General features: G+C 36.6%; 25 protein-coding genes and 1 other RNA gene. 10 read left to right on the top strand and 16 right to left on the bottom strand.

Annotation, left to right across the window (positions count from 1 at the left end; all coding sequences use genetic code 11):
* Positions 1 to 100: 100 nt before the first annotated feature.
* From FORMA_RS09045 to FORMA_RS09035, 3 genes are read left to right on the top strand one after another with little or no spacing between them, the layout of a single operon-like run.
* A complete protein-coding gene (locus FORMA_RS09045) occupies positions 101 to 385 on the top strand; it encodes a DUF3817 domain-containing protein (protein WP_069675358.1) in 285 nt (94 codons plus the stop codon).
* Positions 386 to 404: 19 nt separating this feature from the next.
* Entirely contained in the window at positions 405 to 1,631 is a 1,227-nt protein-coding gene (locus tag FORMA_RS09040) for a mechanosensitive ion channel family protein (protein WP_069675357.1), read from the top strand.
* Positions 1,615 to 2,013: a hypothetical protein gene (locus FORMA_RS09035; protein WP_069675356.1), complete on the top strand. Its 399-nt coding sequence runs from the start codon at positions 1,615 to 1,617 to the stop codon at positions 2,011 to 2,013. The genes FORMA_RS09040 and FORMA_RS09035 overlap by 17 nt, the downstream gene beginning before the upstream one ends.
* Here the strand turns inward: FORMA_RS09035 and FORMA_RS09030 are convergent.
* The 12 genes from FORMA_RS09030 to fabG all read right to left on the bottom strand — a co-directional run bounded on the left by FORMA_RS09030 (position 2,010) and on the right by fabG (position 13,624).
* Positions 2,010 to 2,792, bottom strand: coding sequence for a pseudouridine synthase (locus FORMA_RS09030; RefSeq protein WP_069675355.1), 783 nt, complete (start codon positions 2,790 to 2,792; stop codon positions 2,010 to 2,012). The two genes, FORMA_RS09035 and FORMA_RS09030, sit on opposite strands and share 4 nt — an antisense overlap.
* 36 nt (positions 2,793 to 2,828) lie before the next feature.
* The gene (gene hisIE / locus FORMA_RS09025) at positions 2,829 to 3,419 is read right to left on the bottom strand and encodes a bifunctional phosphoribosyl-AMP cyclohydrolase/phosphoribosyl-ATP diphosphatase HisIE (protein WP_069675354.1); all 591 of its coding nucleotides are present in this window, start codon (positions 3,417 to 3,419) and stop codon (positions 2,829 to 2,831) included.
* On the bottom strand, positions 3,419 to 4,174 hold the full coding sequence (hisF, locus tag FORMA_RS09020; RefSeq protein ID WP_069675353.1) for an imidazole glycerol phosphate synthase subunit HisF: 756 nt from the start codon (positions 4,172 to 4,174) through the stop codon (positions 3,419 to 3,421). Before hisF ends, hisIE begins: the two co-directional genes overlap by 1 nt.
* Positions 4,175 to 4,183: 9 nt before the next feature.
* Entirely contained in the window at positions 4,184 to 4,900 is a 717-nt protein-coding gene (hisA, locus tag FORMA_RS09015) for a 1-(5-phosphoribosyl)-5-[(5-phosphoribosylamino)methylideneamino]imidazole-4-carboxamide isomerase (protein WP_069675352.1), read from the bottom strand.
* A 4-nt stretch (positions 4,901 to 4,904) separates the two neighbouring features.
* Positions 4,905 to 5,486, bottom strand: coding sequence for an imidazole glycerol phosphate synthase subunit HisH (gene hisH / locus FORMA_RS09010; RefSeq protein WP_069675351.1), 582 nt, complete (start codon positions 5,484 to 5,486; stop codon positions 4,905 to 4,907).
* Positions 5,486 to 6,619 carry a bifunctional histidinol-phosphatase/imidazoleglycerol-phosphate dehydratase HisB gene (hisB, locus tag FORMA_RS09005; RefSeq protein ID WP_069675350.1) on the bottom strand — a complete coding sequence of 378 codons (1,134 nt, stop codon included), beginning with the start codon at positions 6,617 to 6,619 and terminating at the stop codon, positions 5,486 to 5,488. Before hisB ends, hisH begins: the two co-directional genes overlap by 1 nt.
* Before the next feature lies 1 nt (position 6,620).
* On the bottom strand, positions 6,621 to 7,655 hold the full coding sequence (gene hisC / locus FORMA_RS09000) for a histidinol-phosphate transaminase (RefSeq protein ID WP_069675349.1): 1,035 nt from the start codon (positions 7,653 to 7,655) through the stop codon (positions 6,621 to 6,623).
* Positions 7,645 to 8,937 carry a histidinol dehydrogenase gene (hisD, locus tag FORMA_RS08995; RefSeq protein WP_069675501.1) on the bottom strand — a complete coding sequence of 431 codons (1,293 nt, stop codon included), beginning with the start codon at positions 8,935 to 8,937 and terminating at the stop codon, positions 7,645 to 7,647. Before hisD ends, hisC begins: the two co-directional genes overlap by 11 nt.
* Complete coding sequence (gene hisG / locus FORMA_RS08990) at positions 8,937 to 9,794, bottom strand: ATP phosphoribosyltransferase (RefSeq protein ID WP_069675500.1); 858 nt, start codon at positions 9,792 to 9,794, stop codon at positions 8,937 to 8,939. Before hisG ends, hisD begins: the two co-directional genes overlap by 1 nt.
* Positions 9,795 to 10,003: 209 nt before the next feature.
* Positions 10,004 to 10,816, bottom strand: a complete 813-nt coding sequence (locus tag FORMA_RS08985; protein ID WP_069675348.1) for a prohibitin family protein — start codon at positions 10,814 to 10,816, stop codon at positions 10,004 to 10,006.
* Positions 10,817 to 10,834: 18 nt separating this feature from the next.
* The gene (locus tag FORMA_RS08980) at positions 10,835 to 12,862 is read right to left on the bottom strand and encodes a hypothetical protein (protein ID WP_069675347.1); all 2,028 of its coding nucleotides are present in this window, start codon (positions 12,860 to 12,862) and stop codon (positions 10,835 to 10,837) included.
* Positions 12,863 to 12,877: 15 nt separating this feature from the next.
* Positions 12,878 to 13,624, bottom strand: a complete 747-nt coding sequence (gene fabG, locus FORMA_RS08975; RefSeq protein ID WP_069675346.1) for a 3-oxoacyl-[acyl-carrier-protein] reductase — start codon at positions 13,622 to 13,624, stop codon at positions 12,878 to 12,880.
* Positions 13,625 to 14,214: 590 nt separating this feature from the next.
* Here fabG and FORMA_RS08970 point away from each other — a divergent pair.
* Positions 14,215 to 15,162 carry a hypothetical protein gene (locus FORMA_RS08970; RefSeq protein WP_157506062.1) on the top strand — a complete coding sequence of 316 codons (948 nt, stop codon included), beginning with the start codon at positions 14,215 to 14,217 and terminating at the stop codon, positions 15,160 to 15,162.
* Positions 15,162 to 15,377, top strand: a complete 216-nt coding sequence (locus tag FORMA_RS08965; protein ID WP_069675344.1) for a hypothetical protein — start codon at positions 15,162 to 15,164, stop codon at positions 15,375 to 15,377. The genes FORMA_RS08970 and FORMA_RS08965 overlap by 1 nt, the downstream gene beginning before the upstream one ends.
* Positions 15,378 to 15,511: 134 nt before the next feature.
* Here FORMA_RS08965 and fsa read toward each other — a convergent pair whose 3' ends face one another.
* The 3 genes from fsa to ffs all read right to left on the bottom strand — a co-directional run bounded on the left by fsa (position 15,512) and on the right by ffs (position 17,233).
* A complete protein-coding gene (fsa, locus tag FORMA_RS08960) occupies positions 15,512 to 16,165 on the bottom strand; it encodes a fructose-6-phosphate aldolase (protein ID WP_069675343.1) in 654 nt (217 codons plus the stop codon).
* Between the two features lie 106 nt (positions 16,166 to 16,271).
* Positions 16,272 to 17,075, bottom strand: a complete 804-nt coding sequence (locus FORMA_RS08955) for an SDR family oxidoreductase (RefSeq protein ID WP_069675342.1) — start codon at positions 17,073 to 17,075, stop codon at positions 16,272 to 16,274.
* Positions 17,076 to 17,134: 59 nt separating this feature from the next.
* Positions 17,135 to 17,233, bottom strand: an RNA gene (gene ffs, locus FORMA_RS08950) — signal recognition particle sRNA small type.
* An 87-nt stretch (positions 17,234 to 17,320) separates the two neighbouring features.
* Here ffs and FORMA_RS08945 point away from each other — a divergent pair.
* The 3 genes from FORMA_RS08945 to FORMA_RS08935 are packed head-to-tail and all read left to right on the top strand — an operon-like array spanning position 17,321 to position 20,374.
* Positions 17,321 to 18,358: a glutaminyl-peptide cyclotransferase gene (locus FORMA_RS08945; RefSeq protein WP_069675341.1), complete on the top strand. Its 1,038-nt coding sequence runs from the start codon at positions 17,321 to 17,323 to the stop codon at positions 18,356 to 18,358.
* Positions 18,358 to 18,747, top strand: a complete 390-nt coding sequence (locus FORMA_RS08940; RefSeq protein ID WP_069675340.1) for an acyl-CoA thioesterase — start codon at positions 18,358 to 18,360, stop codon at positions 18,745 to 18,747. The genes FORMA_RS08945 and FORMA_RS08940 overlap by 1 nt, the downstream gene beginning before the upstream one ends.
* A gap of 52 nt (positions 18,748 to 18,799) precedes the next feature.
* The gene (locus tag FORMA_RS08935) at positions 18,800 to 20,374 is read left to right on the top strand and encodes a right-handed parallel beta-helix repeat-containing protein (protein WP_069675339.1); all 1,575 of its coding nucleotides are present in this window, start codon (positions 18,800 to 18,802) and stop codon (positions 20,372 to 20,374) included.
* 45 nt (positions 20,375 to 20,419) lie between these two features.
* Here FORMA_RS08935 and glyA read toward each other — a convergent pair whose 3' ends face one another.
* Entirely contained in the window at positions 20,420 to 21,691 is a 1,272-nt protein-coding gene (glyA, locus tag FORMA_RS08930; RefSeq protein WP_069675338.1) for a serine hydroxymethyltransferase, read from the bottom strand.
* 115 nt (positions 21,692 to 21,806) lie between these two features.
* Here glyA and fahA point away from each other — a divergent pair, with 115 nt between their 5' ends.
* Positions 21,807 to 23,081, top strand: coding sequence for a fumarylacetoacetase (gene fahA, locus FORMA_RS08925; protein ID WP_069675337.1), 1,275 nt, complete (start codon positions 21,807 to 21,809; stop codon positions 23,079 to 23,081).
* Between the two features lie 261 nt (positions 23,082 to 23,342).
* Positions 23,343 to 25,793, top strand: coding sequence for a bifunctional aspartate kinase/homoserine dehydrogenase I (gene thrA / locus FORMA_RS08920; protein WP_069675336.1), 2,451 nt, complete (start codon positions 23,343 to 23,345; stop codon positions 25,791 to 25,793).
* The last annotated feature ends 1 nt before the right edge of the window (position 25,794 follow it).

Raw genomic sequence — 25,794 nt, 5'->3', positions numbered from 1 at the left:
TGTTACGTTGTATTATAATTTATATTATGTAAAATTGAGTTATTCATCTTCTACATATATATATTTTGTATTTTTGTACCCTATTTCTAATTTATAATAAATGAGATTGATTACTGTTTTTCGCGTTGTTGCCTTTATGGAGGGTTTATCGTACATCCTTCTGCTTGGAATTGCTGTTCCTGTTAAGTACTTGAAAGACGATCCATCGTTCGTTAAAATGCTGGGAATGCCACACGGCCTCTTATTTATGGGCTATATAGCTTTAGCTTTAGTCTTGAGAGTTGACAATCAGTGGATAAAAAATAACTTTTTGGCTGTTTTAGCAGCATCTGTCATTCCTTTTGGTACATTTGTAGTAGAATACAATTTAAATAAGAAAAACTAAACCTTAGCTTTAATTTTAAATGGAATTTTTTCTCAACAAACTTAAGCATCTTTTATCCTCTGCTGGAGTCAGTGAAACTGTGGCCGATTGGACCAGTATTTTACTGCTTGTTTTTGCCATTCTGGTGATTATTTTCGTACTAGACTTTATCATTAGAACTATTATTCGCGTTACATTTAGTAAGATTGCAAAGCGCTCAAAGACTAAGTTTGATGACATAATGATTATGCATCAAGTTCCAAGAAACCTCGCTCATATTTTTCCTCTTATTGTAGCATACAAATGTATTCCAAGTATATTTTTTGAACATGCGCGTTGGCAATTTTCACTTGAAAAACTAATAATAGTTATTGGAATTATTTTTACCGTTTGGGGCCTTCGCAGTGTTTTAGGCTCGGTAAAAGATTTTTTTAAATCTGTTGAACGCCTAAAAGACAAACCTATAGATAGTTACATTCAAGTGATTATGATTTTTGTGTGGCTTACGGCTGTTTTTGCCACTTTCGCAGCACTTTCTGGGATTTCGTTCTGGGAATTTATGGCTGGTTTAGGTACAGTGTCTGCTGTTGTTATTTTAGTATTTAAAGATACAATTCTTGGTTTTGTAGCCAGCATCCAAGTTTCTGTAAATGATATGGTACGCATTGGTGATTGGATTACCTTTCAAAAATATGGCGCTGATGGCGATGTAATTGAAATTAATTTAGCGACTGTTAAAGTGCGTAATTTTGACCATACAATTACCACAATTCCAACCTATGCGCTAATTTCTGATTCCTTCAAAAACTGGCGTGGTATGACCGAATCTAATGGGCGCCGCATCAAACGTTCTTTGAATATCCGTATGTCAAGTGTTCGCCATTTAACTAATGAAGATTTGAAAAAATTATCTAAAATTGATTTGATTCAGGAATACCTATCAAAAAAGGTTGAGGACATTACAGCATATAACTCGTCTTATCAAGTGGATAAGTCTCTTTTAATAAATGGAAGGAACTTGACTAATATTGGTGTTTTTCGAAAGTATATCGAATCTTATATAGAAAAACATTCTGCAATCAATAAAGATTTAATGGTAATGGCTCGCCAACTCCAACCTGATGAAAACGGCTTGCCTATTGAAATATATGCCTTCAGTAACGATAAACGCTGGCAAAATTACGAGTACATTATAGCCGATATTTTTGATCATATTATAGCTTCTGCTTCTACATTCGACTTAGAGATCTATGAGCGTAAATTCTAGAGATGAAAAAATCATCCAAATTAGGCCTGAAATTTCTTCTGCACAGGTTTTAGGAGATACAAGTTCAATAGAAGCCTTTCAAAACACTGTTTTACGTCCCCTTTTGAAATTTCAAAATGAGCACATTGTAAGCACCTTTTTAACGGAATTAAAAAACAAAAAACAAGATTTTAATCAACTCAACAATTTGGAAAAGACGTCCTCAATAGATAATCACTTCAAGTCAAACATGGCATTAAAACAACAGCTTTTGGGCATCGTAATTGGTCTGTTTACTGCTAAAGAGCTCATTACCTACCACAAAGATAGTTCGATATTCAATAAGCGTATTTTTTCGATGTTAAAAGAACGATTGAAAGACCAGTTAATTTCTTTAAATTAAAAATTTATTTTGTGTAAAATAAGCCCTGATGCAGGCGCAATGTAATCAATATTACCCTCAAACTCTTTTGTTAAGCTTTTGGTTATGTACTCTAAATCTACTTCACCCCGACCAAGTTTAATCAAAGCCCCCATCATCAAGCGAATTTGGTGTCGTCCAAACCCCTTACCTATTACGCGCAAGATATAGCTCTTTTCGGGAAAAAAATTTGCGGTGTAGAGCTTATTTTCCAAAAGCTCACAGCACAGCAACTCGCGTTCATACAATCCTTTATCAGTGGCCTTGTAGCAGTAGGATTTAAAATTGTGCTTCCCTTTAAAAAGAGCTGCGCCTTTAATCATCATTGAAATATTTAAAGGTTCCAAAATTGTAGTCATTATGGGGGCACAAAATGGATGGCACTTCTCCCCTTGAGAAAAAATATAATGATACTCCTTGTATTTTGAATCTTGAATGATGTTAAAGTCAGATGTAACTTCATCGATAGATAGCGCTCTTATGTCTTGAGGCAAATTTGCATTAAATTCTGCCATAAATAATTCTAAATCATCTAGAGGCTTATCTTTAAGAAAGAGTTCAAAAGCGGCTTCTTCTGCAGAAACTTTAGCATCTGTTCGACTGGCGGCTAAGGTTTTAAAATATTGATCTTTAAGAACATACTTCAATGTTCGGTCAATCATCAGGTGCAGAGTTTTGGTATTTGGTTGTTTTTGCCACCCATGAAAACGATAGCCCAAAAATTGAAATCTGACTAGGTAGTAAAAGCGCTTTTGAAACATGCGCTCAAGGTCGTGCTTTTTAGCTTTATATAAAAATTAGTGTCTTGATTTAAGCACCTTTACCACATCATTAAGTTGAAAACCTTTTGCTTTAAGTAAAATCATGAAGTGAAACAACAAATCGGCACTTTCTGCCAAAAACAAATCCTCATTAGTGTCTTTTGCTTCAATAACGACTTCTACAGCCTCCTCTCCTACTTTTTGAGCAATTTTGTTGATTCCCTTTTCAAATAACCCAGCAACATACGAATCAACAGATTTACTTTCGTTTTTGCGTTGATCGATTAAATCCTCCAGAAAATTCAAAAAAGAGAGGTTAGTAAAATTTTCTTCACCCCAACAGTTATCCGTCCCTTTATGGCAAATAGGGCCTTTAGGCAATGCCTTTACCAACAGTGCATCATGATCACAATCGGATTTCATCGAAATGAATTCTAAAAAATGACCACTCTCCTCCCCTTTTGTCCACAGGCGTTGTTTGCTGCGGCTATAAAAAGTTACTCTTTTGGTTTCTAATGTTTTAGAAACAGCTTCTTGATTCATGTACCCCAGCATTAAGACTGTTTTGGTGTGTTCATCTTGAACAATTGCCGGAACTAATCCTTGAGTGTTAAATTTTATTTCCATTATAATCTTATTGAAATGTTATGTTCTTTTAATTCTTTTTTTAGATCAGTTATTGAAATTTCACCAAAATGAAATACACTAGCTGCCAATGCAGCATCAGCTGCATCAGCTTTAAATACATCTACGAAATGATTTTTTAGTCCTGCACCACCAGACGCAATTATTGGTATATTTAAAGAAGTTGACAGTGTTTTTAGTGCTTTGGTTGCAAAGCCTGTTTTGACTCCATCGTGATTCATTGATGTAAAAAGAATTTCACCTGCTCCCAGGGATTCAGCTGTTTTGGCCCAATCAAATAGTTTTAAATCTGTTGGGATAGTACCTCCTGCCAAATACACCATCCATTGATCGTTCAATTTTTTTGCATCTATAGCCACTACAATACATTGATTTCCAAAGGCCTGTGCTAATTCTTTAATGAGTACTGGTCGTTTTATAGCTGAAGAATTTACCGCGATTTTATCAGCGCCAGATTTTAAAAGTTTTTCAGCATCTTCAACGCTTCTTACTCCACCGCCAACTGTAAAGGGTATATCAATCTGCCGCGCAACTTCACGAACCATGTCATGGGTAGTTGTTCGTGATTCTAAAGTTGCTGCAATATCTAAAAAAACCAATTCGTCAGCCCCTTGCGCTGCATATTGCTTGGCCAAGGCTACTGGATCACCAGCATCTCTGAGATTAACAAAATTAACCCCTTTGACTGTACGGCCATTTTTAATATCTAAACAAGGTATGATTCGTTTTGTAAGCATTTTATTTTTTTATTGAAATGATTCGAGTTGTTTTAACGTAATTTTACCTTCGTAAATTGCTTTACCAATGATAACAGCTGAACACCCTAAATCAGCCAATTTAGGCAGTTCTTCGTATCTTGAAACACCTCCAGATGCAATAAGGTTAATCAGGGGGGTTTTGTTTAAAATTTCTGTATAGAGTTCAAAAGATGGCCCTTGCAGCATTCCGTCTTTTGAGATATCGGTACAGACAACATTACGAACCCCTTTTTGAACATAGGCATCAATAAACGAAACAACTTCCATGTCACTTTCCTCTTGCCATCCGTGAACCGCTATTTTTCGCCGTATACAGTCGGCACCTAAAATAATGCGCTCGGCACCATATTTTGAAAGCCAATTTTCAAATTTAGGCGGATCTTTCACCGCTATACTCCCACCAGTAACCTGATCAGCACCTGATTCAAAAGCAATCCGCAAATCCTCATCTGTTTTTAATCCTCCACCAAAATCAATATGTAATTGTGTTTTATGACTTATTTCTTCCAGCACTTTATAATTTACAATATGTTGTGCCTTTGCCCCATCTAAATCTACTAGGTGTAAATACTTAATCCCTGAACCTTCAAATTGTTTGGCAACCTCAACAGGGTTCGAATTATATACTTTTTTTGTGGCATAATCGCCCTTAGTGAGCCGCACGCATTGCCCGTCTATAAGATCAATTGCTGGAATAATTTTCATAGCATTAAAGATTTAAAAAATTTGTGAGCACTTGAGTTCCGTCGACGCTACTTTTTTCTGGATGAAATTGTACCCCATAAAAGTTTTTATGGTGTAAAGCTGCTGAAAAAGGCAGTTCGTAAGACGTTTTGGCTATACTTTGCTTTGTTAGAGGTGCATAATAACTATGAACCGAATACATATAAGCCCCGGTATTAATCCCTTTGAATAAATCTGATTTAAGGTTATCGATAGTATTCCATCCCATGTGTGGGACTTTAACAGAATTGCTAAAGCGTTTGATTTCAGCATCAAAAACTCCTAAGCCCATTGTATCCCCTTCTTCGCTGTGTTTACACAACAACTGCATCCCCAAGCAAATCCCCAAGACATCTTGTTTAAGCTCCGGAATAAGATCTGTCAATCCTGCTGCGTTTAGTTGTTTCATTGCTTGAGTGGCGTGACCAACGCCGGGAAAAATAATTTTATCTGAAGTTAAAATAAGTTCTTTATCATTTGAAAGCAAAGCATCAATACCTAGACGTGCCAAGGCAAATTGTACACTTTGAATATTTCCAGCGCCGTAATCTAGAATTGTTACTTTCATTACAGCATCCCTTTTGTTGATGGAAGAATCATTTTATGCACATCGCGCTTTACAGCCATTTTTATAGATTTTGCAAAGGCTTTAAAAATAGCCTCAATTTTGTGGTGTTCGTTTGTACCATTTGCTTGTATGTTGAGATTGCATTTTGCACCATCAGTAAAAGATTTGAAAAAGTGCATAAACATTTCTGTTGGCATTTTACCAATGTATTCTCTTTTAAATTCTGCCTCCCAAACTAACCAGTTACGCCCTCCGAAATCAATAGCCACTTGCGCTAAACAATCGTCCATGGGCAAACAAAAACCATAACGTTCTATTCCTAGCTTATTTCCTAATGTTTTATTAAATAATGTTCCTAAAGCTATAGCAGTATCTTCAATAGTGTGGTGTTCGTCAACTTCTAAATCGCCACTAACTTTGATGTCTAAATCCATCTGACCGTGACGTGCAATTTGATCCAGCATATGATCGAAGAATGCCAAGCCAGTGTCTATATTACTTTTGCCTGTTCCATCAAGATTTAATGCGATCGATATATCTGTTTCATTAGTTTTTCGACTGATATTCCCAGATCGGTTGGACAACTTTAAGAACTCATAAATTTCCGACCAAGTGTTTGTTTCAAGACCAATATAAGGGGCCAGGGCCTCTTTTGTGCTACTGACTTCATTCGTCCCCAAAAATGTCTGATCATTGATGTAAATTCCTTTTGCACCTAAGTTTTTGGCTAACTCAACATCGGTAAGACGATCACCAATAACAAATGAGTTTTTTAAATCATAATCGTCGGAAAAATAAGATGTCAATAGACCAGTGCGTGGTTTTCGTGTTGGTGCATTATCGTCTGCAAAAGTTCTATCGATGTGTTCATCGGCAAAGACAATACCTTCATTTTCAAAACATTTAATCATAAAATTGTGTACTGGCCAAAAGTGTTCTTCTGGATGTGATACCGTTCCCAAACCATCTTGATTGGTCACCAAAACCAATTCATAATCCAGTTCAGTTGCAATCTTTTTTAGGTAAGTGAACACTTCGGGGTAAAATTCAAGTTTTTCAAAGGCATCAATTTGGTTGTCCTCTGGTTCTTTGATGAGTGTTCCGTCACGATCAATAAATAGTACATTTTTCATGCTATAGTGTATTTAATGTATTGATTAGTCTTTTATTTTCTTCTGCTGTCCCAACTGTGATGCGCAAGCAATTTGTGCAACCGTCTTCACGGGTCCTGTTACGAACAATAATTCCTTTGTTTTTTAATTGTTCATACCTCAAGTTCGCATTGTCAACACGAATTAAAATAAAATTCGCATCAGTGGGATAAAGCTTTTCAATCCAAGCTATTTTTTTAAATTCTCTAATCAATTTAGTGCGTTGATCAAGGATTGTCTTTAGTTGTTGTTTGGTATTTTCTCGTTGGGATATCGCTGATATAGCAGCTTTTTGAGTTAAGCTGTTGATGTTGTAAGGAGGCTTAATTTTATTTAATACTGCAATAATCTCTTCCGTTGCGTAGCAAATCCCTAGACGAATTCCTGCTAAGCCATATGCTTTAGACAGAGTCTGAGTTACCACCAAATTTGGATGCTCCGATAAATCCTCCAACCAACTTTCAGTGTCCGTAAAATCTATATAGGCTTCATCAATTACTACCAAGCCTTTAAATGCTTTTAAAATCTCTTTTATAGCTGTTCTGCTCATTACATTTCCAGAGGGATTGTTTGGCGAACAAATAAATAGAAGTTTACTGTTGGGTCGGATTGCATTCAAAACAGCTGGCACATCAATTTGAAAATCGGCGGTTAAAGATACGCATTGCTGTTGTATGCCGTTTAGGTTAGCCAGGACTGCGTACATACCATAAGTTGGTGTAAGCGTAATTATTCCATCTTCATTAGGTTCACAGAATGCACGGAATATCAAATCTAAAACTTCGTCACTTCCATTTCCACATAATATTTGAGAAGGCCTTAACCCCTTTAAAGCTGCAAGTTTATTTTTAAGTTGCATTTGTTGGGGGTCTGGATATCGGTTAAGTCCATTGGGAAAAGGATTCTCATTAGCATCCAAAAACACCAGGTCTTTGTCCTGACTTTCAAACTCATCACGTGCTGATGAATATGACTTCATAGCTTTAACGGCTGGTCTTATCAGTTTATTAAGATTCATTGCTTAGTGTTTTAAGACGGATTGTAACCGCATTTTTATGTGCCATAAGACCTTCGGCTTCTGCCATTAATTCGATAGTAGGTCCTAAGTTTTTAAGCCCTTCTTTTGAAATTTCTTGAAACGTAATACTTTTCAGAAAGCTATCTAGGTTCACACCAGAATACGCTTTAGCATAACCGTTTGTAGGAAGTGTATGGTTAGTTCCTGATGCGTAATCACCCGCACTTTCAGGGGTATAATCGCCAATAAATACAGATCCTGCATTTAGAACATTATCTACAAAATATGAATTATTTGAGGTAGCAATAATATAGTGCTCTGGACCATAAAAGTTTATTAAATCTACGGCTGTGCTATCGTCAGAAACGCCAATCAACTTCATGTTTTTTAAGGCTTGTTCGATGATCGCTTTCCGGTTCAAACTTTTGGTTTGTAAAACCACTGCTTTTGAAACATTTTTAAGAAGGGTTTCGTTGGTTGAGACCAATACCACTTGGCTGTCTGCTCCATGTTCGGCTTGACTCAATAAATCTGAGGCTACAAAATCGGGATTAGCAGAAGCATCTGCCATCACCAACAACTCGCTAGGACCAGCAGGCATATCAATAGCAACACCAAACTTTGTAGCCGCTTGTTTAGCAGCAGTTACATACTGATTTCCGGGGCCAAATATTTTTGAAACACGACTGATGCTCTGGGTTCCAAAAGTCATTGCCGCTATTGCTTGAATACCGCCCACTTTATAGATGCTTTTCACCCCACAAAGAGCAGCTGTATAAATAATTTCACTGGCAATCGATCCTTTTTCATTTGGTGGCGTACATAAAATTACGGAAGTACAACCTGCTATTTTTGCAGGAATCGCTAACATCAAAACTGTGGAGAACAATGGAGCGCTACCCCCAGGAATATAAAGCCCTACAGCTTCAATAGCCCTTTTTTCTTGCCAACAGCGCACTCCGGGTTGTGTTTCAACAGAAACCTTTGGTGTTTGCTGTGCTGTGTGGAATTTTTCTATGTTAGATTTTGCTTGTAGAATAGCTTTTTTAAGCGCAGCTGATAGATTATCTTCAGCAGCTTTAAATTCTTCTTCAGACACTGCAAGATCCGCTACATTAACACCGTCAAATGCCTTTGTGTATGATTTTAGGGCTTCATCACCATTTTCTCGTACTTGTGCAAATACTTCATCAACAGTATTGTTTAGGGCTTCTAGAGACTGTGTGGGGCGCTTCAAAATCTGGCCCCATTGCGCTGGGTTAGGATTCTTTATGATTTCCATTAGAGTACCATTTTTTCGATTGGACATATAAGTATACCTTCTGCACCATTGACTTTTAAATCGTCAATAATGTCCCAAAATTGATGTTGATCGATCACACTATGTACAGAACTCCAACCCGATTTTGCTAAAGGCAGGACAGTTGGACTTTTCATGCCTGGTAAAATTGAAATAATTTGTTCGAGTTTTTCATTAGGGGCATTCAGTAGTACATATTTTGAGGTTCGCCCCTTAAGCACAGAAGCCACTCTGAATTTTATTCGTTCTAAAATTTGAATTTGTTTACTTTGGATCTTTGGCGACACAGCCAAAACCGCCTCTGATTCGAGGATAACTTCTTTTTCGACCAAATTGTTTTTAAAGAGTGTTCCACCAGTAGAAACAATATCTACAATAGCGTCGGCAAGACCAATGTTTGGTGCAATTTCAACAGAGCCGTTGATGATATGGATATCGGCTTGAACGCCTTGTTCGTCTAAAAACGCCTGGACTGTATTGGGATAAGAGGTGGCTATTTTTTTACCATTTAAATCTTTTATCGAAGAATAAGGAGTTGTTTTAGGAACAGCAACAGAAACACGGCAACGCGAGAATCCAAGCGCCAGTTCCGATTTTATTGAGTTTCCTTTTTCAGCTAAAACATTGCTTCCAATAATCGCCACATCGACAACACCATCGGCTAAATATTGAGGGATATCTCCATTGCGTAAATAAAACACCTCTATGGGGAAATTTGTCGCCCTAGCTTTAAGTTGTTCTTTTCCGTTGTCAATAGATATGCCTATGTCCTTTAATAACTTCAAGGAATCATCCTTTAGTCTTCCTGATTTTTGAACGGCAATTTTTAATGTTTTCATTGTTAAAAATTTTAAATAAAAAAAACCCGCTTGACGTTTCAAGCGGGTTAATGTTGTATTATAAATTAAATTTAATCCATACACAAACAACTCGCCTGGGGGCCAGTATGTACATGGTGATGTATTAAATTGATATTTTTCATAATTAAAGTAATATTTGACAAATATTCAGAAAATATTTTTTTATTTCCTAGCTTTTTTTGAAAAAATTATTGGTTACCTAAAATTATTGGCATTCCAGAATCTCCAGAGCCAATCACTATTACTTTACTGTTCGGTGACTCAGCAAGTTTTACAGTGGCTTCTATTCCTTTGTCTTGAAGGATTTTATCATTCAAAGAAGCACTAAGAATTCGGTTAGCATCAGCTTTACCCTGTGCTTCAATACGTTGCTTTTGAGCCTCTTTATCGGCAGTAACCAATCTAAACTCATATTCTAAGGATTGTTGCTCTTGTTTTAGTTTGCCTTCAATTGCATTTTTGATTGTTTCTGGCAGCTTTACATCCTCTACCAAAACGCGCTTCACGTTTAGGAATTGTCCTTGTGTGAGGTTAACTACCTCATCCAAAATTTCTTGCTCTATCACATCCCGCTTGCTTGAATACAACTGTTCTGGAGTATAACGACCAACTACACTTCGTGCTGCAGCATTGACAGCAGGGTTTAGCAGTTCAAGAACGTAATCTTGTCCTTTAGTTTTGATCAATTTCCCTAAGTTTTCGTATTCTGGTTCGTACCATATGGTTCCATTGACGCGTACTTCAAGTCCATTTACTGAAAGAACGTTCATTTCATCTGAAATTGATTGTTGACGCACCTTGAATATCAGCATGGAGTTCCATGGCGCAACGACATGAAAACCTTCTCCGTAAGTTTTATCAGTATTGATACCATCACCAAAGCGTTCAAATAATACTCCGCCTTCTCCAGGGCCGATGGTGACTGCAGATTTTGAAATTAAGATCAAAACAACAGCGATTGTGAAAATTATTGGAAGACCAATTTTGGGTAATTTTTGCATTTTAATAGATTTAAATAATTATACGTATCCGTTATACTTTCTTATAAACCATTCTGTAGCTAAACTTAAAACAAGCAACAACAGTAACCATTTATAGTCCACCAAAGGTACTGTTTTTTTACTTATTTTTTGTATGGTTTTATAGTTTGAATTCTTGAGTAATTCATTGAGCAACCCACTGTATTGATTTTCTAAAAACAATTGCCCACCTGTGGTATTAGCCAATTGATTCATTGCCTTATAATTGGCATTCAAAAATTGTGTTTCAATATTATAAGCCAAGATTTCGAATTGTCCTGAGCTAACAAATTTTCGGTCTTTGGTTCGGACTTGGTATTGATAAGTACCAGAATTAAGGCTACTAAGCTCAGCTTTGTACACACTTTCGCTTTGCACAAATGAAAACGTAATTGGACGATCGAGCTGTGGATTACTAATTTCAATTTCTAGTTGGGCATTAGGATTAAATTGAAAATTTTCGTCGTATAGCTGTGCATAAACCGCAATAGGCTCTGTTCCATCGAAAACAGCTTCGTAGGTCACCCGTAAACGATCTGCTTTTTTTTGGGTGCTTAAATATTGAAAAACAACATTGAAAAACGCATCAAAATCATCAAATTTGTTGTATAACTGATAGGCTTTCAAGCGCCACTTCCATAAGTCCGACCCTAACACAACTGCATGACGTGTATTTTCGGCCTGGTATGTAAACAGCAGTGGGTTTTTTGTTTCTAATCCTCCAACGGATTTGTACAATAGGACTTGATGTGGCATACGGATTGCTACTGAACCAAAGTCAGATTGAAGAGGAGGGAAATCTTCAAAATCTAACGGATCGAGTGCAAATGCATCAAAGTTTGTGTTAAACACGGCTTGATAAGCCTCTTTGTATTGATTAATTTCTTGCGCGTAATGCTGTTGTATTCTATTTAAGAAAGCCCAGTCTGTTTCTGGTCCAGCTACAGTAAAGGTATTGATGTTGTTCTCTTTTACAAAGTTGTAAGCATCCGCAAAACTAGGATTGGGTTGATAAAGCACAACAAAAGCGAAGTCTTTAGAACTTTTCAAGAATTCTTCTGGAGTGAGTCTTTGAATGCTGTAATTTTTTTGATTGGAAACCATCGATTTGAACACTCTTAAATCAGGATGGCTTTGGCTGGAAACCAAAGCAATATTAAGTTTTTGATCAATAACTTCAAGCGCAAAAGGTTTGCGGTTATTGCTAATTATTAGCTCATCGCTTAGTGGGCGTAACCGTGCAGAATACCGTTGTATACCTACTTGAGTTGCTTTGAGTTTAGGACTTACTATGAGTGTGTTATTCTCTGATGATAGATTTATTTTTTCACGATATACGAGTTTTGCGCCAGAAAACACTTCTAAGACAGAAGTGGTGTCGGTAGTACCATTGTATTGAACGAAAATTTCAGCAGGAAATGTGTTGTCTAAAAAGGCATAGGCATTTACATTTATTTGTTTGATACGCAAATCCGTATAACGTGCGGTGTCCCCCAATACCAATGGGTATATTTTTTGTTCAAACTGATTGGCCATATACTCATAAGATGTGCCAACAGTTTGCTGACCATCAGAAATCAATAAAATAGGAGCTATTTCATCTTTATACAGTTCATGAACCTCAGAAATAGCCTTTCCGATATTTGTTTGTGGTGCATCAAAGACTAATTCGTCTGAAAATTTCAAATCAGTATCAAAATAAAAATACTGAAGGTCAAATTTTTTTGCCAATTCAGCGTTCGTTTTTAATTGCTCTAAAAGCTCTAATGCAGTACTGTCTTTGTTTATAAACTTTATAGACTCTGAGTTATCTACCAAAACAGAAAGTTTCGGTTTGATGAGTTCTATTGTATTTTTGGTGTATTGTAGATTAAGCAGCAACAAAAAAAGAACACTAAAGGTTAGGGCTCTAAGCGCTGTAAGTCCCCAAAACACCCTTTTGGTGGCCCATGGTTTGTAATTGATAAGTGCTAAAAAAGTAGCTAAAGCGATTGCAAAGACGCCATATAGAACCAATGATGATGTCATAGCAACTGCAGGATTTTATGTGAGCATACCGCCGTCAACATTTAGCGTTTGTCCAGTAATATAGGCAGACAGATCACTTGCCAAAAAGACACATGCATTGGCAATATCATCTGGTGATCCTCCACGTTTTAGTGGAATCCCTGCGCGCCATTGCGCTACGGTAGCTTCGTCGAGCTTGGCGGTCATTTCAGTTTCAATGAATCCTGGTGCGATTACATTGCTGCGGATGTTTCGTGAGCCCAATTCTAGTGCAACAGATTTAGAAAATCCTATAATTCCAGCTTTAGAAGCTGCATAGTTGGTTTGTCCAGCATTCCCTTTCACCCCCACAACAGAACTCATATTGATGATGGATCCTTTGCGTTGTTTCAGCATAGTACGTTGTACAGCCTTGGTCATATTGAATACCGATTTTAGGTTCACTTCAATGACCTTATCAAAATCCTCTTCGCCCATACGCATCAAGAGGTTGTCTTTAGTGATGCCTGCATTGTTGACTAAAATATCAATTTGCCCAAAATCGTTTAGAACATCAGTAGCGAGTTGCTGTGCGGCTTCAAAATCAGCAGCATTGCTTTTGTATGCCTTCACTTTCACACCTAAGCCTGAAAGCTCTTTCTCGAGAGCTTCAGCAGCCTCTGAAGAGGAACTGTAGGTAAACGCCACATTAGCGCCTTGTTGTGCAAAAACAGTAGCAATACCCTTCCCTATGCCTCTACTAGCTCCTGTGATAATTGCGGTTTTTCCTTCTAATAATTTCATGTACTTTGTGTTGGTTTTTTATATGGGCAAAGATAGGTAATCCTCTATAATTTTCAATTTAACTTCTAATAAAATAGATTTTCTTTATTTATATATAATATTTTATATATATTTGTGTACGCTCCAACCCAAATATGTTACGCTTGTAACAGGGATAACCTATATATCACACCTTTTCGTACGATAAAAGTATCCTTAAAACAGACTTCCGTTTCGACGCTCTGTTCTGTTTGTTTGCTGTCTTGCAAATTGTTTGTGTTGTTAAAGAATGGATATTAACTCTTGCAAAAACAAAAAGACCATTAGATGTAATTATTGAAAATCAACAGGCTGAAAAACAACACATTAAAACAAATAAAAACAAATAATATATAAAAAAAATAAACGCAACACTGCGGATATATACAAGTTATGGGCAAATAAAACCGACGTTCAATCATATCCGAGAAAAACTCTGCTTGGAAGAAAAAAGTAAAAGAGTTAAAATCTTGAATTGTTCATAAACGGAGTTTCTTGAAAAAGAAGGCAAAATTGCAAATGTTCAATACTCTTTAAAAAATTGAATGCGTGAAATATTAAAACAAAATAAAATGAAAAATTTAAAACAAATTCCAATTTTAGTTACACTCATAATCAGTTTACTTTTGTTTACAAATTGCAATAATGATGACCAAAGTATAAAGGAGGATAAACTATTACAGATTTCACAATTTAAAGAATTAGGGGAAATCCATAATGCTTTTTTAGACAATACTAATAAAAAGTTTAAAATAGAAAGTGAAGAAAAATCTCTTTCTAAAGCTATAAATTCAATAAATGATTTTAATACAGATTATGCAAAAAATGTTGATTACTTTAAAGAAAATAATTCTCAATCGACAAACATTTTTAATGCCTCAAAATATTTTGTAATCTCTAAAGGATTTGAGCAATACTTATTTAAAGACAAAGAAGCTCTTTCAAAAAGAATGACAGAAAAAGATCTAGTTACTTACTCAAGTTATTTTGATTTTTCTGCTACAAGTAATAGAGTTCAATTAAAAAAAACTGAAAACGAAGGTGCCTACAATAACCTATTATTCGAAGCTAAAAATAATGGAGTTATTGATGATTTTGAATATAAAGAATTAATTTCTTTAGGCGAGTTAATAAAGAAAAATTTTTCAGGTATTGTTGGAGCTGATGAGTTAAGAAATCAACTAGATATGATGGAAAAAAGATGGTCAAACATGAAGTATACTGAAAATTCTAAAGCAGGAAGATTAACAGCTCAAACTATAGCAATAGGAAGAGCTTCTCTTGACTTTTGGGAAGAAAATGAGGTCTTTTCCAGAGAAAATGTAAACGGCAGAAGTCAAAAAGTACTTATTGCTCCAATTATAGCTAACGATATAGCTGGAGCAGTAGTTGGAGGTGCAATAGGAGGAATAAAGAGCGGCTCATGGAAAGGAGCTGGAGAAGGTGCACTTATAGGGGCTGTAGTTGCTTCAACTGGAGTTATAGGTAGACTAGGTAAATGGATTTCAAAACTTTGGTAATGAATATAACAAAAGCAATAACATTTTTAATCGTACTTATTATTATAAGCATTGTTTATTTTTTTGCAAATGATATGAAAAGTTTTATAGAACTTTTATTAATTGGTGTTTTTTCTGGATTAGTTGTAGAATTTTTCTTTTGGAGAAAACAGAGGAAAAAAGGAGCAAAAGATTTAATAGATTTAATAGTTAGTTTATTTAAAAAAAGCCCATAACACGGTATATAAAAAATAGCAGTAAAGTGCAAACTACAAAGTTTGTGCTTTTCTGCTATCTATATTGTTAAACTGAAAATGATAGTGTTTTACTCCTCTACTTTTCATATACAAGACCGTTCCATGCAAGAATCCTAATTCCCTTTTTTATAATCCGCCAAAAACTTAGCTAAACCAATATCGGTCAGTGGGTGTTTTAATAGTCCTTCAATAGAACTCAGTGGTCCTGTCATTACATCGGCGCCTATTTTGGCACAGTCAATGACATGCATGGTATGGCGAACAGAAGCGGCCAAAATTTCGGTCGTAAAGCCGTAGTTATCATAAATATGACGTATTTCAGCAATAAGATTAAGACCATCGGTAGAGATATCATCCAAACGTCCAATAAAAGGGGAAACGTAGGTTGCCCCTGCTTTTGCGGCCAAAATCGCTTGTCCAACAGAGAAGACCAAAGTTACGTTGGTTTTAATGCCTTTATCACTAAAATACTTACAGGCCTTTACCCCTGCTTTGATCATGGGGAGTTTTACAACAATCTGTGGATTCAGCGCAGCAAGGGCCTCCCCTTCTCTTACCATTCCCTCAAAATCGGTGGCAATTACTTCCGCAGAAACATCACCATCTACAATAGCGCAAATGGCTTTGTAATGGTTCAAAATATTATCGGCACCAGTAATACCTTCTTTTGCCATCAAAGACGGATTGGTGGTTACGCCATCCAAAACTCCAAGGTCTTGTGCGTCTTTAATTTGATCTAAGTTTGCAGTGTCGATAAAAAATTTCATGAGGTTTGTGCTGTTTTTTTAGTTAGGTTGTAAAAATAGAATTTTAGTGTACTTAAGCAAATGTTAAAGTAAAAAATATATCAACAACTGCAAATAGTTTTGAACATTAGAGCTTATAAAACGACATCAAAATGCGTTCGTACCAATGGTCTGGCAATAAACGTTTCAGAACAATTGAGAATTTTTGTAAAAACGCACCAACTTTATAATGAATTTTAGGATGCTTTGTTTGCATTATCCGGTACACTACTTTGGCTAGGATTTGTGGATCTTCTCCGTCATCTACATGATCATCGAGTAACTCTAATGTAGCGCCATAGGTTTTTTGGTAAGCAGAATTGTCTTTCAATGGCGCATGATAGCGTCCAGCGGCAATATTGGTCGAAAAATCGCCTGGTGCTATATTGGTCATGTTTATCCCAAAAGGTTTTAATTCCATGCGGTAGGCTTCTGTAATGAGCTCTAAAGCACCTTTACTTGCACTGTACACCCCTCGAAATGGAAGTCCCATATATCCAGCAATAGATGTGATGTTGATGATGAGTCCAGATTTTTGTGCCCGCATACTTGGCAACACCGCATTGATCATGCCAATGGGACCAAAGAAATTTGTTTCAAAATTGTTTTTCATTTCAGCCATAGGAATTTCTTCTAATGGACCAGTAATTCCTACCCCTGCGTTGTTGATCAAAACATCAATGGCTTTGGTTTTACTCAACAATGTTTCCACACAAGCACGAATGGAATCAGGCTTGGTGACGTCCAATTTTAGAATAGGAAATATGGAGTTGGTGTATTTTTCGGGAAATCGGCTCGTGCCATAAACCTTAAACCCTTTTTGGGTAAGAAATTCACCCATAGATTTCCCAATCCCTGAAGAACCCCCTGTGATGAGTATTGTCTTTGACATAGTACAGTCGTAAATTGAAGGTTAAAGATATAAAGATTTAGGAAACTTAAAGACACAAAAAAAGGCAAGCGATCTACATCACACCGCTACGACCGTATACCTTTGCTGCGTTCCCGCCCTGGAGGATTCAACAGGAGCTGGTTGTGTAGGACTTGCCTTTGGCAAAGATACAATGTTTTAATATTCTTTTAATCATTTTTTTTAGTGAAGATAAATAAATAAATTGCCAGAAAATAAACAGGTCCATGAATTTTTCTAAAGTATTGAGAATCATAACTATTGGAATAATTGCTTTTGGATGCGGAAATACGTCCAAAGCTGTTAAATCAAATTTCGTGATTCAAACCAATGCAAAAAAGAACATTATTAGCAATGCTGAAGTACTTAAATTGAGCTTAAAAAACCTCAATGCGATTAAAGTTGATTCTGTGCAGTTCATGATGAATAACACACCCATCTCCAATTTGGAAGATTTAAAAGATGTTGCCCTTGGAGAAAAAATGATTAAAGCTTTGGTGTATTATGATGATGACAAAGAAGTAGTTTTACAAAAACTTATTGTTGTCAATAACAAAAAACCAAAACTCTATACTTACGAATTGGTAAACACCTACGCACACGATATTAATTCATACACACAAGGATTAGAGTTTTACAATGGGATTCTGTACGAGAGTACGGGGCAATATGGCGAGTCAAAACTTAGAGCTTTAGACTACAAAAATGGTAAAGTGATAAGGAACATCAACTTAGCCCCTACTTATTTTGGAGAAGGGTTGACAGTTTTGAATGATAAAATATACCAGTTGACTTGGCGTGAAGGACGCGGACTGATTTATGATGTTGATAATTTTGAAGCAATTGGAAGTTTCAATTATGGGCAAAGCAAAGAAGGATGGGGCTTGTGTAATGATGGTCAACAACTGTATAAAACCGATGGATCAGAAAACATCTGGATTTTAAATTCAAATACATTAGAAGAAGAGCGTTTTGTTCAAGCATATACCAATAAAGGAAAGTTAACCAATTTAAACGAACTCGAGTGGGTTGACGGAAAGATTTACGCCAACCGATACCAAAAAAATGGCGTAGCGGTTATCAATCCTAAAAATGGAGCTATTGAAGCCGTTATCGATTTTAAAGATTTAAAAAACAAAGTCACCAATCACCCAGGCTTGGACGTATTGAACGGTATGGCCTATAACCCCAAAACACAAACCTTGTTCCTTACGGGAAAACGTTGGGATAAACTCTTTGAGGTGCGTATAATAGCTCAAGACTAATGCAAGTTTATGAACAATCGCGTGTTGTAGAATCCCAAGATATCGATCATTTGAATCACGTAAACAATATCCGTTATCTAGAATGGATACAGGCTATAGCTCGTGCTCACTGGACTTCTCTTACGACCCAGGAACAACGTCAAGCCAATGTTTGGGTTGTTTTGCGGCATGAAATAGATTACAAAGCTTCTGCTTTTGTTGGCGATTCCTTACGTGTTAAAACTTATGTTTCTGAATGTGCTGGAGTAACAAGCATTCGCATCGTAGAAATCTATAATGCTGATACACAAAAACTTTTAGTCAATAGCAAAACAAAGTGGTGCATGACTGACCCCCAAACACAACGCCCAAAACGCATCCCAAATGATATCTTAACCATTTTTGATTAATTATTCACATTTGCATGAAAAGTTATATTTTTACAAAAACAGTTCAACTTTTATGAAGCGTTATTTTTATTTTTTAGCCTCTTTTTGTTTCTTACTCTTATGGAGTTCATGTCGGAAAGATTTTGATTTCACCCCCACTGAGGGAGCCTTAAGATTCTCAAAAGATACGGTCTATTTAGACACTGTATTTACTAATATTGGCTCGAGCACTTACACCCTAAAAGTGTACAACACTTCTAACAATGATATTTCCATTCCGAAAATTAAGCTTCAAGAAGGACAAAATTCCAATTATCGCCTAAATGTAGATGGAATGACTGGGGATACTCCGCTCACAGGAAAAGAATTTACGGATGTCGAATTATTAGCTAAAGACAGCATGTATATATTTATTGAAACCACAATCGACATACAATCATTGGTTTCTGATGACACTCAATTTTTATATACAGATGCTATTGAATTTGGACTCAACAACAAGCAAACCGTAGAGTTGGTTACACTAGTTAAAGATGCCGTTTTTATATACCCACAGCAATTTACCAACCCTGATGGCTCAACTGTAATAGAAACGCTCAGTTTTGATGTGGATGGTGATGGAGTTTCGGATGAAACCAATATCCAAGGACGATTTTTGGAAGATGATGAGTTGAATTTTACTAACGAAAAGCCCTATGTTATTTATGGTTATGCAGCCGTAGATGAAGGCAAAACACTTAACATTTCAGCTGGAGCTCGTGTGCATTTTCATGCGAATTCCGGTCTTTTGGTTACTAACAATGCATCTTTACACGCCAATGGCCTGTTGAGTACTGATGATGAACTTTTGGAAAATGAAATTATTTTTGAAGGTGACCGGCTAGAACCTGGTTTTTCAGAAGTCCCTGGGCAGTGGCAAACCATATGGTTATTTAGTGGCAGTACAGACAATAAATTTGACTACACGACTATCAAAAACAGCACCGTTGGTATTCTCGTTGACGGTAACCAAGACGATTCATCTAAACTTCAAATCAATAATTCACAAATATACAATTCAAGTAATTTTGGCGTTTTAGGGCGAGCCACAGCAATTACAGCTGAAAACTTGGTCATTAATAAAAGTGGGCAATCTTCCTTTGCAGCAACCTATGGAGGTAATTACAATGTCACTCACTCTACTATCGCCAACTACTGGAGTAACAGCTTCAGGCAATTTCCTGCACTACTCCTAAACAATTTTATAACGGATTCAGATCAGAATATTATACCTAACAATCTAAATTCTGCAAACTTTACCAATTGCATTATTTATGGAAATGATAATCCAGAATTGCTGTTGGATCAAATTCCAGAAGCTGATTTTAATTTTAAATTCAAAAATTGCTTACTGCTATTTAACGATCCGAACAACAATTTCACTGGACCGTATTATAACTTTAACGATACTGATTTTTATGAAAATATGCTGTTCAACTTAGATCCTGAATTTCTTGACCCTCAACAAAACAAATTACAAATTCCTTTGACCTCCCCTGCTGCAGGTCAAGGAACTAATGCGGGAAGTCTAGGAAGTGATATTAGACAAATTTCTCGACCTTCCCCTTCAGATATAGGTGCTTACAATGCCGTTGATTTAGAGAATTAAAAAAAGCAGCTATTGTCTGGCTTTTTTATTATTTTAGCTATGCTCTCATGCAAATAACGGTCTGTGGCTCATCATAGCATGTACACGCTCAGCTACAGAATTCAACACAGTTTCATCTTCGTGATTCGCAATAACTTCATCAATCAACGCCACAACAGCTTCCATATCCGATTCAACTAGGCCTCGGGTGGTAACAGCAGGAGTTCCTACGCGTATACCTGAAGTTACAAAAGGACTTTGTGTATCAAAAGGCACCATGTTTTTATTTGCAGTGATGTCCGCTTTCACTAGCGCTTGTTCAGCGTCTTTTCCTGTGATGTTTTTATTGCGCAGGTCAATCAACATCATGTGGTTGTCCGTACCTCCAGAAATCAGGTCATAACCTCGTTTTACAAAAGCCTTAGCCATAGCATCTGCATTCTTTTTTACTTGAAGAATGTAATGCATGAATTCATCTGTTAGGGCTTCACCAAATGCAATTGCCTTTCCAGCAATAACATGTTCCAGTGGTCCGCCTTGGTTTCCAGGAAAAATGGCAGAGTCTAGCAGCGAAGACATCATTTTGAGTTTCCCAGACTTGAACTTCAATCCAAAAGGATTTTCAAAATCTTTACCCATCATGATAAGACCTCCTCTTGGACCACGAAGGGTTTTGTGTGTTGTTGTAGTGACTATATGACAATGTGGTAATGGGTCGTTTAGCACACCTTTTGCGATCAACCCAGAAGGATGAGAAATATCGCCCAATAAAATAGCACCAACACTATCAGCAATTTCACGAAAGCGTTTGTAGTCGATATCTCTAGAATAGGCTGAAGCACCAGCGATAATCATTTTGGGTTGTTCTGTACTTGCAATCTCTTGAATTTTATCATAATTCAGCATCCCGGTTTCTTTTTCTACGCCATAAAAGACAGGGTCGTAAAGACGTCCAGAAAAATTCACTGGTGAACCATGAGTAAGGTGTCCACCATGTGATAAATCGAACCCTAAAATTTTGTCACCTAGATTTAGACATGCATGAAAAACAGCTGTGTTGGCTTGACTTCCAGAATGCGGCTGAACATTGGCCCATACGGCACCAAAAAGTGTTTTGGCACGATCGATCGCAATTTGCTCCACTTCATCCACAACTTCACAACCACCATAATACCGTTTTCCAGGGTAACCTTCCGCGTATTTATTGGTCAATACAGAGCCCGTGGCCTCCATCACTTGATCACTTGTAAAGTTCTCAGAAGCAATAAGTTCAATGCCATTAAGCTGACGGTTTTTTTCAGCCTCAATAAGTTCAAAAATTTGTTCGTCGCGTTGCATATGTTGTGGTATAAGATTTATAAAGTGCAAAAATAATGATAACATTAATTATATACATTAAAAAACATATATTTGATGTAGTTTTTTATTAAAAATTTAATTAACATTTTGTGCTATGGTAATTTTTGCAAATGATCCCAACCGAACTTCTTGGCTTCATGTAGACTCAGACTCAGATTTCCCGATTCAGAACATTCCTTTTGGCGTGTTTTTAACCCCCGATGACGTTATTACTATTGGAACCCGTATTGGCGACACAGCCATTGATCTAGCAGCTCTACATCAGCTGGGTTATTTTGATGATATTGCACTAACGGATGATATCTTTTTACAAGATACACTTAATGATTTTATTGCTGATGGTCGTAAAACATGGCGTGCAGTTCGGAATAAAGTTGCAGAAATTTTCGACAACAACAATACGGTCCTAAAGACACAAACGAAACACAAAGACACTGTACTTTACAGCCTGGACGAAATCGAAATGCAACTTCCGGTTTTAGTTGGTGACTATACAGATTTTTATGCCAGCCGCGAGCATGCGACCAATGTTGGAACCATGTTTCGAGGTAAAGACAATGCCTTAATGCCAAATTGGTTACATTTACCAGTGGGATACCACGGTAGAAGTTCGTCTATAATACCTTCAGACATCCCTGTTCGTAGGCCCAAGGGGCAAACCCTTCCCCCAGGCAATGAGAGTCCTGTATTTGGCCCAAGTAAAGCTATAGATTTTGAACTGGAGATGGCTTTTATTACAACTGACGCTAACGATCTTGGTGAAGCCATATCTATCAATGAAGCTGAAGATTACATCTTCGGACTGGTCTTATTCAACGATTGGAGTGCTCGGGATATTCAACGCTGGGAATACGTGCCTTTAGGTCCTTTTTTAGGTAAAAATTTTGCCTCTTCGATCTCCCCTTGGATTGTAACTTTAGATGCCCTTGAACCGTTTAGAGTATATTCACCAAAACAAGAGCCAAAGCCATTAGAATACTTACAATACGAGGGAAAAAAAAGTTTTGATATTCACCTTGAAGCCATCATCAAGCCGGAAGGAGCAAATGAAACTGTGGTGTCAAAATCAAATTTTAAATATATGTATTGGAATATGGCACAGCAGCTTACGCACCATACAGTGAATGGTTGTCCGGTACGTTCTGGAGATATGATGGGTAGCGGTACAATTTCTGGTCCAACTCCTGACTCTTATGGTTCCATGTTAGAATTATCATGGAAAGGAGAGCAACCCGTTCAACTTAATGATGGGACAGAACGAAAATTTATCAATGATAACGATACTGTAATTCTACGAGGATATTGCAAAAATGAAAGTTTAAGAATTGGTTTTGGAGAAGTCAAATCAAAACTTTTAGCTGCTCTCTAAAAAAAGCACATCAATTTTATTGTTGAATAAATCGCAGAATTATGCAATAATATTTCATGATTGCAAAATAATAACCTCTTTTATTCACATATTAACAAAACTTAAACTTATAGTTTTTAATCTATTACAAAAGCAATAGCTTTGAAGACTTAACCGCAAACGATGAATAATAAAAACTATTTGAGCTTAGTAATTTCTTCTATTATACCCCTATTTTTTTGGAGATTTATTTCATCTAATTCCATTTAATCGTAAGTCAAAATGAAAGTTTTAAAGTTTGGAGGAACTTCAGTTGGTTCCGCAAAAAACATAAAAAAAGTTATTGAAATCGTAAAATCCTCTTGTGAGAACGATCAAATTGCAGTAGTCGTATCAGCAGTAGGCGGAATTACCGACAAGCTGATGAGCGCCTCTCAAAAAGCAATTGATAACGATCTTAATTACAAAAATGATTTTAATAAACTGAAACAGCAACACATCGATGTTATTGAGGGGCTTTTGTCAGGAACGAGTTTGGTAAATACAACAGATATAATTCTCGAGAAATTAGCTGAACTAGAACGTTTATTAGACGGGATTTTCTTAATTAAAGAATTGTCTCCAAAAACCACAGATAAATTATTGAGTTTTGGCGAACTTATGTCTTCACTAATTATATTTGAAGCCATGCAAGAACAGGGTTTAAACGTACAATTAAAAAACAGCCAAAACTTAATTGTTACGGACTCTAATTTCACTAATGCAGCTGTTCAATTTGATGAAACGAACTCAAACATAAAAACATATTTTGAACACAACAAAAAAATGGTCACTATACTCCCGGGTTTTATTTCTAAATCTGAGGATGAAGAAATCACTACCTTAGGCCGTGGAGGTTCAGATTATACTGCAGCTATAATGGCTGCGGCGCTTAAAGCGGATATCCTAGAGATCTGGACAGATGTTAGTGGAATGTTCACTACCAATCCAAAATTAGTAAAACAAGCCAAACCCATAAAGAGACTTTCGTATAAAGAGGCGATCGAGCTCTCTCATTTTGGTGCTAAAGTACTGTACCCACCAACTGTTTTACCAGTACTTTCTAAAAACATCCCAATTCGAATAAAAAATACATTAGCTCCAGATCAGGAAGGAACGTTGATCTCCAAAGATGTAATTAATGGCAACAATAACCCGATTAAGGGAATAAGTAATATAAATGGCATCTCTTTACTTACGCTTCAAGGTCATGGCATGGTTGGAATCCCTGGATTTTCAAAGCGTTTGTTTGAAACATTAGCAAGAGAGAAAATAAACGTAGTTATTGCCACTCAAGCCTCTTCTGAACACTCTATTTGTGTTGGCGTTTCAGATCAAGATGCTCGATTAGCAAAATTGGCACTAGACGAAGAATTTGAAAATGAAATATCCTTATTAAAAATAGACCCCTTAGTTCTTGAGCAACAACTTTCTATTGTCGCTGTAGTGGGCGAAAAAATGAAAAATCACCAAGGTATAAGCGGACGAATGTTCAGCATGCTGGGTAAAAATAATGTTAATATACGCGCTATTGCACAGGGTGCTTCAGAAAGAAACATTACTGCAATAATAACAGAAAAAGATGTGAAAAAAGCATTGAATTGTCTTCATGAAGCATTTTTTGAAGTAGAAACAAAGCATATTAACTTGTTCATTGCTGGAGTTGGTAATGTTGGCGCATCCTTGTTAGAGCAAATTCATACACAAGAAGATTATGTTAAAGATAATTTGAAATTAAAAATCAAGGTTGTTGGGCTATCTAATTCTAAATCAATGGCTTTCGATTCAGATGGAATCGATTTAAATTCTTGGAGTGATGTCTTGGATAATGGAACGCAGACACATCCGATTGAATTTTTTGAAAAAGCTAAAGAATTAAACCTTAGAAACTCTGTTTTTGTTGACATAACTGCGCACGACGCCATTGCCAAAACTTATGCGCACTATCTTCAGGAGAGTATAGCGGTCGTAGCTTGTAACAAAATTGCTTGTTCGAGTAATATTGAATATTATGAACGGCTCAAAAAATTATCAAGAAAGTACAATGCTCCGTTCTTATTTGAAACCAATGTTGGCGCTGGACTGCCCGTCATTGATACATTGAACCATCTTATTGCTTCGGGCGATCGCATCATCGCTATAAACGCTGTTTTGTCTGGAAGTTTAAATTTTATTTTTAATAACTTTACCGCAGATAATAACTTTCACGATGTCGTTAAACAAGCACAGAAAGAAGGTTATACTGAACCTGACCCCCGTATTGATTTAAGTGGAATTGATGTTGCAAGAAAACTCTTAATTTTAATCAGAGAATCAGGAGCGTCAATAGAAATTGAAGAGATCAAAAACGAAAGCTTTCTGCCCAATGGTGCTTTAGAAGCTATAGACGTCGCTGCCTTTTATGACATCATAAAAAATAAAGACGATGAGTTTAAAGCTCTGTTGAGTGCTGCTCAGAAACAAAACGCACGACTTAAATACGTTGCGGAGTATAAAGACGGTTCTGCAAGTGTTGGCTTAAAAGAAATACCTGAAGGTCATCCTTTTTATAATCTTGAAGGAAAAGACAATATAGTTATGTTCTACACTAACCGATACAAAGATCAACCTCTTATTGTGAAAGGCGCTGGTGCTGGTGCCGCAGTGACAGCTTCAGGTTTGTTTGCCGACATCATTAGAGCGTCTAATATTTGAT

The sequence above is a fragment of the Formosa sp. Hel3_A1_48 genome (assembly GCF_001735715.1).
Lineage (GTDB): Bacteria > Bacteroidota > Bacteroidia > Flavobacteriales > Flavobacteriaceae > UBA3537.
The sequence above is the reverse complement of the archived record's forward strand: the minus strand, read 5'-3'. Positions and strand labels throughout refer to the sequence as shown.